Genomic DNA, 8,727 nt, shown 5'->3' on the forward strand with positions numbered 1-8,727 from the left:
GCGGAGTCTGAGCAAGTTGCCGGAACTTTGTCAATGGAGCCCGTGCGGAGTTGCAACAACAAATGCACCCCCGCTCCCTCGGCCGGCGGCGGACCTCACTCCTCCGCGTCGGCCGGCTGCTCGAGCTTGGGCATCACCAGCACCTTGTCGATGCGGCGCCCGTCCATGTCGACCACCTCGAAGCGGACGCCGTTCCACTCGAACCACTCGCCGGCCTGCGGCACATGGCCCAGACGGTGCAGCACCAGACCCGCCAGCGTGTGGAAGTCGCCGGCATCGCGCAGGCCGCGCACGCCGACGGTGTCCTCGAACTCGTCCACCGGCATCCAGCCCTCGACCAGCCAGGAACCGTCCTCGCGCCGGATCGCCGCGGTCTCCACCGCCTCGCCAGCCTCCGGCAGGTCGCCGGCGATGATCTCCAGGATGTCGGTCAGCGTGACCAGCCCCTCGATGCTGCCATACTCATCGACGACCATCGCCAGATGGTGGCCCGAGTTCTTCATCAGGTCGAGCAGCTTCAGGATCGGCGTGCCGTCATGCACCACCAGCGGCTTGGCGGCCCCGGCCTCCAGATCGAAGGGGCTGCCCTGGACGACGGCGCCCAGCAGGTCGCGGGTGTGGACGACGCCGACCAGCTCATCGAACGTGCCGCGGCACACCGGATAGCGGGAATGGCCGAAGCTGCGGATCGCCTCCAGCAGTTGGGCCTGCGGCTTGCCCGGATCGAGCCAGGCGACGTCCGGGCGGGGGACCATGATGCTGCGCACCGTGCGGTCGGCCAGCCGCAGCACGCCGTCGATCATCTCCTTCTCGGCCGGGGCGAAGACGCCCGACTCGGTGCCCTCGGAGATCATTGAGCGGACCTCCTCCTCGGTGACCGTCTCCTCGCGGGCGCCATGCAGGCCGAGCAGCCGCAGCAGCAGGTCGGTGGAGGCGCCGAGCAGCCAGACGAAGGGGCCGGCGATGCGGGACAGCGCGCGCATCGGCGGTGCGATGAGGGCGGCGATCCGCTCCGGGTTCTTCAGGGCGATGCGCTTCGGGATCAGCTCGCCCAGCACGATGGACAGATAGGTGATGATCACCAGCACGCCGCCGACGCCGAGGATCTCGCCCTTGCCGGCCAGGGCGGGGAAGCCGTCCAGCCACTGGCCCAGCCGGTCGCCCAGCGTGGCGCCGCCATAGGCGCCGGCGACGACGCCGACCAGGGTGATGCCGATCTGGACGGTGCTGAGGAAGCGGCCCGGCTCCTCGATCAGCTGCAGCGCCGTCCGGGCGCCGCGGTCGCCCTGGTCGGCCAGATGCTGGAGCCGGGCCTTGCGCGAGGAGACAACCGCCAGTTCGGACATGGCGAACACCCCGTTGAGGAGCGTCAACGCGACGATGATGGCGATCTCAAACGAGAGCATCGAAGGATTCCTTGGAAAAATGGGCATGAGTCGTCGCGCGGCCGGCGCCTGGGGCACCCCGCGTTCGACAGAACAGGTGAGGATAAGAAGAGCCGGCAGCGTAATGCGCGTCAGGCATCGGTCGGGCCATGCACCAGGCCGGGCAGCATGGGAGCGACCGGATCGCTCATGCAGAAAGATATGGTTACGCCGCGGGCGACCGGAGATCCGATCCCCCGCGGCCATCTGGGGCCGCTTGGCGAAGTGTTCATCGGGTCCCCGCCTGCCGGGCAGGGCTGCTCCATCCTGATTGCGCTCCGCCCGGCATGTGGTGTCGGTCCAGCCGTTTGCAAGGTTCGGCCATTTGCAAGGTTCAGCCGTCTGCAAGGTTGGGGCGGTCGCCTGCCGCCCGCACCTCGGTGAAGACGCGGCGGATTTCCGGGAAACGCTCCTTCACCCGGCGTTCGATGCGGGCCAGCGTCCGCTCCACCTCACCGGCGCTGACCTCGTCCCGCACATCCAGGCTGAGATTGACGATCACCACCTTGGGGCCGAGATGGATGGTCAGCACCTCGTTCACATGGTCGACCGCCTCCTCCTCCCGCACCAGGGCGCGCACCCCGCGCACGAGGTCGGGGCGGGCGGCCTCGCCGATCAGCAGGCTCTTCGTCTCATAGGCGAGAAAGGCGGCGGTGGCGGCCAGCACCAGCCCGATCAGGATCGACCCGACGCCGTCATAGACCGGCTGGTCCAGCAGCAGATCCGCCGACAGGCAGGCGGCGGCGATGACCAGCCCGACCAGGGCGGCACTGTCCTCGAACAAAACGATGAAGACGGTCGGGTCCTTGCTGGCATGGACGGTCTCGAACACGCCGGCCTCGCCGCGGTCGGCGTTGAAGGCGCGCAGCGCCACCACCCAGCTGATCGCCTCCATCACGAAGGCAACGCCCAGCACGACGAAGTTGATCCAGGCGGACTCCACCGGCTGCGGATGAAGGATCTTCTCCACCCCTTCATAGATGGAGACCACCGCACCGCCGGCGAAGATCACCAGAGCCACGACGAAGGTCCAGAAATATAGCTCGCGCGCGTAACCGAAGGGGTGGCGCTCGTCGGGCGGCTTCTTCGACCGCTTCAGCCCGACCAGCATCAGCGCCTCGTTCCCGGTATCGACCAGGGAATGGACCGCCTCGCTCAGCATCGATGCGCTGCCGGTGATCAGCGCCGCGACGAACTTGGTGACGGTGATCGCCAGATTGGCCGCGATGGCGGCAAGGACGACCTTCCCCGACTCCCCGTCTTCCCTGCCCCCCGCCGATGCCGCACCAGATGTTTCGGCCCCGGATGTTTCAGCCATGGTATCCCGCATCCTGTCGCCCCCCTCCGGCCAGTCAGGCCCCAGGGCAAGGAAACTCCGCCACGCTCCGCCTGTTCCCCGGCGCCCGGTTCCCTGGCGGCCAGAGTCCTGAACCTTGGTGACGCTTCGAGGGCACGGGACCGGTCCGGGTTTGAACTTTGGTGACGCCGACAGCCGGACCGACTCGGCGTGACTCCTGAACTTTGGTGACGCTGGGCGCTTGCAGGGTTTGAACTTTGGTGACGCTCCGGGCCTCGACTCGGCTCGAAACCGACTCGATCTGGCGTTTGAACTTTGGTGACGCCCGGACTGTGGGAAGCGATGACGGATGGCGGAGCGAACGTCGCCTCACCTCCTCCACGGGTGCCGCAAAGGAATGTTTCTATTCAAATCAACAACTTGACGGGAATTTGCCCGGATCCCCGCCTTCCCGGGGATGGCGGAAAGGGCATGACCTTCAACAGGCAGCGGGCCGGACAGGCGGCGCGCAGCCCGTCATTCCGCCCATCCCAGCTGCCTGGAATCCTTGAACTTTGGTGACGCTCCGCAGGCGGCGAAGGCCGACTCCGGCCTCGAATCGACAAGGCCAGCGTCACCAAGGTTCAAGCGAACGGCCCGTTCCCTGCCGCGATTCGTCCACTGGCGCCCGATTCTTCCCCATGAACTCTGGTGACGCCTGGCTTGAACTGTGGTGACGCGACTCGGACTTATCCCCTGAACTTTGGTGACGAATCTAATAGTTGGTTTCAAATAGGTTCCAAATAGCCTGCGTCACCAAGGTTCAAATTGCCTTCGGCGCGATCCGGGGTGTTGTATCTGGCAGGTTCGGTCATCGGCCCGTCACAAGGACGGTCATGATGGCCAAAAGCTGGAGGTCGGCATGGGCAGCATTCATCGTTTGATCGAGACACACGGACGCGACGGCGCGCTGGCCCTCGTTTCGGACGAGGAACGGCCGCTGATCGACATCGCCGCGGCGGTCCAGGCCGCGGAAAACGGCAAGCTCGGCATCACCTATGCCGGATTCTGCCAGACCGCGCTGCCGCACCGCCAGCTTCCCGACGACCAGCATTGGGAACGGCCCGGCCATAAGGTGAAGCTGGTCATCCAGCCCGGCGTGATCGAGGACCGCAGCGGCGTCACCCGCCGAATCGGCGTTCCCTACGGCAGCCGGGCCCGCATGATTCTGCTCTATCTCCAGACCCGTGCGATTCAGACCGGGAATCCGGAGGTCGAGCTTGGCGGCTCCATGCACGACTGGCTGAAGCGCATGGACATCCCGATCTGCGGCAAGGCCTATCGTGACGTGGAGGATCAGGCGGCGCGCCTGTCCGCCTGCCACCTGACCTTCTTCACCGACGCCGACGGCGGCCGGCGGCAGAGCAAGGAATCGATCGTCGCCGACGCCATCCAGCTGCGCCGGCCCGACGACCGCCAGGGCACCCTGTTCACCGAGACGGTGCGGCTCAGCGACAGCTTCTTCAAGGCCTTGCGCGAGCACCCGGTGCCGGTGGCGGAAGAGGCGCTGAAGGCGATCAGCGGCAAGTCGATGGCGCTCGACGTCTATATCTGGCTGGCCTACCGCCTGCATTCGCTGGACAAGCCGACACCGATCACCTGGGCGGCACTGCATGGCCAGTTCGGCGCCGGCTATGCTCTGGTTCGCCAGTTCAAGACGAAGTTCATCCCGAATCTGAAATACGCCATGGCCGCCTATCCGGACGCCCGTGTCGAGGAATCGGGCGAAGGTCTGATCCTCCACCCGTCGCGTCCGCCGATCAACGAGCGGGTGGTCGCGCGCATCGCCTGATGCCATTCCGATTCTTGAACTTTGGTGACGCGGACCGCTCCGATTCTTGAACTCTGGTGACGCTCCACCCCCGGCCTGCGTCAGACGAGCCTATCCGTTGCAGGATGGCTGGACACCGGGACGGGTGGAGTGCCAACCGGCTGAGGCTACGGCAGAGGCCGGGAGGGCGGCTGCGAAAAACGCTCGACCGCCAGATCGACCAGGGCGCGCAACCGTGCCAGCCGACGGAGATCCTGGTGGTAACCGATCCAGACATCCCGTCCGGGTAGAGGCTCGCCGAGGTCGATGATCCGCAATCCGTCCAGCGCATCGCCGATCGGGCGCGGCAGGACGGCCAATCCGACGCCGAAAACGGCCATGGCGGCCTGAACGTCGCGGTTGTTGCTGCGAAACGCGATGCGGGCGTTCGGAAGCATCCTCCGCAGCCACGCGACATCCGGCATGTCGCCGAAGGCGGCATCCATGGTGACCAACGCACATCCCGCACCGTCGCCAGCGCTCGGCATCCGGCTCCCTGCGGTCCCGTAAAGCGCATAGTCGATCCGGGTCAGTTTGCGCTGCACCACGTCCGGCTCGTCGAACGGACGGATGCGGAACACCAGATCGGCCTCGCGCCTGGACAGGCTCAGCAACCGCGATTCGGTCAGCAGTTCCACCGTCACCCCGGGATGACGGTTCGTGAACTCATGGATGACCGGCGTCAGCAGGTGGAGGCCGAACCAGTCCGAGGACGACAGCCGCAGGCTGCCTTCCAGCCGTCCGCCTTGCCCGGCCAACTCGCGTTCCAGTGCCAGGCTTTCCTCTTCCATCCGCTCGGCATGGCGGAACACCGCAGCCCCTTCGTCGGTCAGCACGAAGCCGTCGCCTGTCCGCTGGAACAGCGTGTGGCCGACCGCCTCCTCCAGCGCGCGCAAACGACGTCCCATGGTCGGCTGGCTCTGTCCAAGCCGCCGCGCCGCCGCACCGAGCGTGCCCTCGCGGGCAATCGCCAGGAAGATTCGAAGGTCGCTCCACTCCATGCCGCATCATACAGAAATGAATGGACTTCAGACAGTATCGTTGTTTTTCAAACGGGCTCGTTGGGGACAGTCTATCAGCCAGTAACCACGAGATGTCCCCAAGGAGGACCAAGACCATGTCACAGGAGCAGACAGAGACGATGCGGGCGCTGGTGCTGGAGGCATACGGCGCCCCGTTCCGGCTGACCGATATCCCGCGGCCGGTGGCCGGGCCCGGTCAGGTGCTGGTCCGCATCGCCGCCAGCGGGGTCAATCCGTTGGACACCAAAATCCGTGCCGGCGCCGCGGCACATGCGAAACATCCGTTGCCCGCCATTCTCGGCATCGATCTGGCGGGCGAGGTCGTTGCCGTCGGTCCCGGTGTCACCGCCTTCAAGCCCAGCGATCAGGTCTATGGGATGATCGGCGGCGTCGGCGGCCGGCAGGGCTCGCTGGCGGAATATGCCGCCGTCCAGGCCGACCTGCTTGCGCACAAGCCGGCGAACCTGACGATGCGGGAGGCTGCGGCGCTGCCGCTGATCGCCATCACCGCCTGGGAAGGTCTGGTCGACCGTGCCAACGTCCAAGCCGGTCAGACGGTTCTGATCCAGGGCGGGGCCGGGGGCGTGGGCCATGTCGCGGTTCAGATCGCCCGCGCGTTCGGTGCGACCGTCTGGGCGACGGCATCAGCGGAAAAGCTGGCGCTCGTCGAACAGCTGGGAGCCATCGCCATCGATTACCGGACAGAAACGGTCGAAGGCTACGTCGCCCGTCACACCCAGGGCCGCGGTTTCGATCTGGTCTATGACACGGCCGGCGGGCCGGTGCTCGATGCCTCGTTCCAGGCGGTGCGGCGTTTCGGCCATGTGGTCAGCTGCCTGGGTTGGGGAACGCATGCGCTGGCGCCGCTTTCGTTCCGTGCGGCAACCTATTCGGGTGTTTTCACCTTGCTGCCCCTGCTGACGGGAGAAGGAATGCCGCATCACGGTGAAATTCTGCGCCGCGCTGCCGCCCTGGTCGAAGCCGGCAAGCTGCTGCCCCGTCTTGACCCGCGGCGCTTTGCGCTGGACCGGATCGACGACGCGCATGCGGCCGTGACGGACGGCAGTGCCGGCGGCAAGATCGTCGTCGAGATTGCCCCCTGAACGCACGGGCCGCCGTCACCAGAGTTCAAACGAGCCGGTTGGGGACCCTACGGCGGCGATTTTCCTCCCGCGCCCCGTCCGGGACAGGACAATGAGCCGTCCGCCTCCCGGATTGCGAAGGGGGCGGGTCCCGTGACCAAGCCTTTATGCCCGCCCGGCCGTCACGTCGCGCAGGTAACCGCGGGGCAGGGCATCGTTCAGCCCATCGACCCCAGTCTGCACCGCGCGGGCGAGCGCGGTGCGGGCCAGCACCACCAGCAGGTCGGTCTGGGTGATCATCCCCAGCACGCGCCGGTTCTGGTCGACGATCATCACATCGTGGGTGCGGCCGTCGGACAGTCGGCCGAGCAGAGCGAAAACCGGGGTGTCGGGCAACTCGGTCGCCGCGGGCGCCATCACGGTGGCGACCCGCGATCCATGGTGCAGGGCGTCGCCGTGCGACAGCTGTTCGTGGCCGACGATGCCGACCACGGCATTCTGCGCATCGACCACCGGCAGGGTGCGGAAGCCGTGTTCCAGCAGCCGGGCGCGGGCCACCTGCGGGTGGGTATCCGGCGTGACGGTGACGAGATCGCGCGACATGATCTCGCGGCAGGTGATGTCGGCATGCAGCCGTTCCAGCGCGTGCAGCTCGGCATTGACCAGCAGGGCGCCCAGGTCGTCGCGGCTGACGTCCAGCGTCTCGGCCAGCGTGCGCAACGCGCCGTCGACATCGCCCTGGGTCAGGCCGGGGCGCAGCTGCGGCGGCGGATCGTTGGTGCGGTGGGTGTTGACCGCCTTGTGCGGATAGCGGTGGCCGGACAGCCGGTGGAACATCAGCCCGGCGGTCAGCAGCAGGATGGAGTTCACCGCAACCGGGAAGAAGGCGAACTTGATGCCCATCTCGGTCACCGCCGGCCCGCCCAGCACCGCGGTCAGCGCGGCGGCGCCGCCGGGCGGATGCAGGCAGCGGGTCAGCGACATGGTGGCGATGGCCAGCGCCACCGCCGCGGCCCCGGCCAGCATCGGGTCGGGGATGACGGCGGCGACCAGCACCCCGACGATGGCCGACAGCGTGTTGCCGCCGATGATCGACCAGGGCTGGGCCAGCGGACTGGCCGGCACGGCGAAGAGCAGAACGGCCGACGCCCCCATCGGCGCCACCAGCACCGGCGCGCTCGACATGAAGTCCAGCATGTTGCGGCAGAGCAGCCCCGTCGCGGCAATGCCCAGCAGCGCGCCGCAGCAGGCGATCATGCGATCGCGCAGCGTGGCGCCGGGCAGGATCGGCCGGAACACCACCGCACCCAAGCCCGCCAAGCGCTCGCGCAGGGCGGCAAGCTTTCCCCTGGTCATTCGGTCCCCATTCCCCTGGTCCAAATATCTGATTGCCCAACCGGCACTTTGCCCATTCCTGCGGCAAAGTCGGGGCAGGCTAAAACCTCAACAGAACTTGAGGTCAAGCGGAAAAGCCGCCAGACTGGCGGGACGGAGGGTTGCAGGAGAGGGGAGGGCCGGAATGCTGTCGCCGGAGGAGTACGACAAGGATCTGACGGTGGGGGAGGTGGCGCGCCGGTCCGGCGTGGCGGTCTCGACCATCCATTTCTATGAGGCGCAGGGGCTGATCCGGAGCTGGCGCAATCCCGGCAACCAGCGCCGCTTCTCCCGCGACGTGCTGCGGCGGGTGGCTGTGGTCAAGGTGGCGCAGCGGCTCGGCATTTCGCTGGCCTCCATCGCCGACGCGCTGAACGCCCTGCCGGAGGACCGCACCCCGACCACCGCCGACTGGCGCCGCATGTCGGAGCGCTGGCGGGAGGAGCTGGACGACCGCATCGCCAAGCTGACCAAGCTGCGCGACAATCTGGACGGCTGCATCGGCTGCGGCTGCCTGTCGATCCGCGACTGTCCCTTGCGCAACCCGTGGGACGAGCTTGGCGACGGCGGGGCCGGCCCGCGGCTGCTGGATCCGGCCTGAATTCCCGGCCTGACCGTTCGGCTGTCCCACATTAAAACTGGCGGCCATACGAAAATAAGGGGTGAAGCCGGCGCGGCG

At 67.2% G+C, this 8,727-nt stretch carries 7 protein-coding genes; 3 read left to right on the top strand and 4 right to left on the bottom strand.

Going from position 1 to position 8,727, the window contains the following annotated elements:
• Nucleotides 1-95: 95 nt before the first annotated feature.
• On the bottom strand, nucleotides 96-1,406 hold the full coding sequence (locus tag ABNQ38_RS14285; RefSeq protein WP_377807627.1) for a hemolysin family protein: 1,311 nt from the start codon (nucleotides 1,404-1,406) through the stop codon (nucleotides 96-98).
• Between the two features lie 352 nt (nucleotides 1,407-1,758).
• Nucleotides 1,759-2,742 carry a cation diffusion facilitator family transporter gene (locus ABNQ38_RS14290; RefSeq protein WP_377807628.1) on the bottom strand — a complete coding sequence of 328 codons (984 nt, stop codon included), beginning with the start codon at nucleotides 2,740-2,742 and terminating at the stop codon, nucleotides 1,759-1,761.
• Between the two features lie 880 nt (nucleotides 2,743-3,622).
• On the opposite strand from ABNQ38_RS14290, the gene ABNQ38_RS14295 reads away from it, so the two are divergent.
• Complete coding sequence (locus ABNQ38_RS14295; protein ID WP_377807629.1) at nucleotides 3,623-4,552, top strand: replication protein RepA; 930 nt, start codon at nucleotides 3,623-3,625, stop codon at nucleotides 4,550-4,552.
• A 146-nt stretch (nucleotides 4,553-4,698) separates the two neighbouring features.
• Here ABNQ38_RS14295 and ABNQ38_RS14300 read toward each other — a convergent pair whose 3' ends face one another.
• Nucleotides 4,699-5,571, bottom strand: coding sequence for a LysR family transcriptional regulator (locus tag ABNQ38_RS14300; protein WP_377807630.1), 873 nt, complete (start codon nucleotides 5,569-5,571; stop codon nucleotides 4,699-4,701).
• 116 nt (nucleotides 5,572-5,687) lie between these two features.
• Here ABNQ38_RS14300 and ABNQ38_RS14305 point away from each other — a divergent pair, with 116 nt between their 5' ends.
• Entirely contained in the window at nucleotides 5,688-6,695 is a 1,008-nt protein-coding gene (locus ABNQ38_RS14305) for a zinc-dependent alcohol dehydrogenase family protein (RefSeq protein ID WP_377807631.1), read from the top strand.
• A 144-nt stretch (nucleotides 6,696-6,839) separates the two neighbouring features.
• Here ABNQ38_RS14305 and ABNQ38_RS14310 read toward each other — a convergent pair whose 3' ends face one another.
• Nucleotides 6,840-8,030, bottom strand: coding sequence for an HPP family protein (locus ABNQ38_RS14310; RefSeq protein WP_377807632.1), 1,191 nt, complete (start codon nucleotides 8,028-8,030; stop codon nucleotides 6,840-6,842).
• Between the two features lie 163 nt (nucleotides 8,031-8,193).
• Between ABNQ38_RS14310 and soxR the strand changes: the two genes are divergently transcribed.
• On the top strand, nucleotides 8,194-8,649 hold the full coding sequence (gene soxR / locus ABNQ38_RS14315) for a redox-sensitive transcriptional activator SoxR (RefSeq protein ID WP_377807633.1): 456 nt from the start codon (nucleotides 8,194-8,196) through the stop codon (nucleotides 8,647-8,649).
• The last annotated feature ends 78 nt before the right edge of the window (nucleotides 8,650-8,727 follow it).

The organism is Azospirillum sp. A29, assembly GCF_042604625.1.
GTDB lineage: Bacteria > Pseudomonadota > Alphaproteobacteria > Azospirillales > Azospirillaceae > Azospirillum > Azospirillum palustre.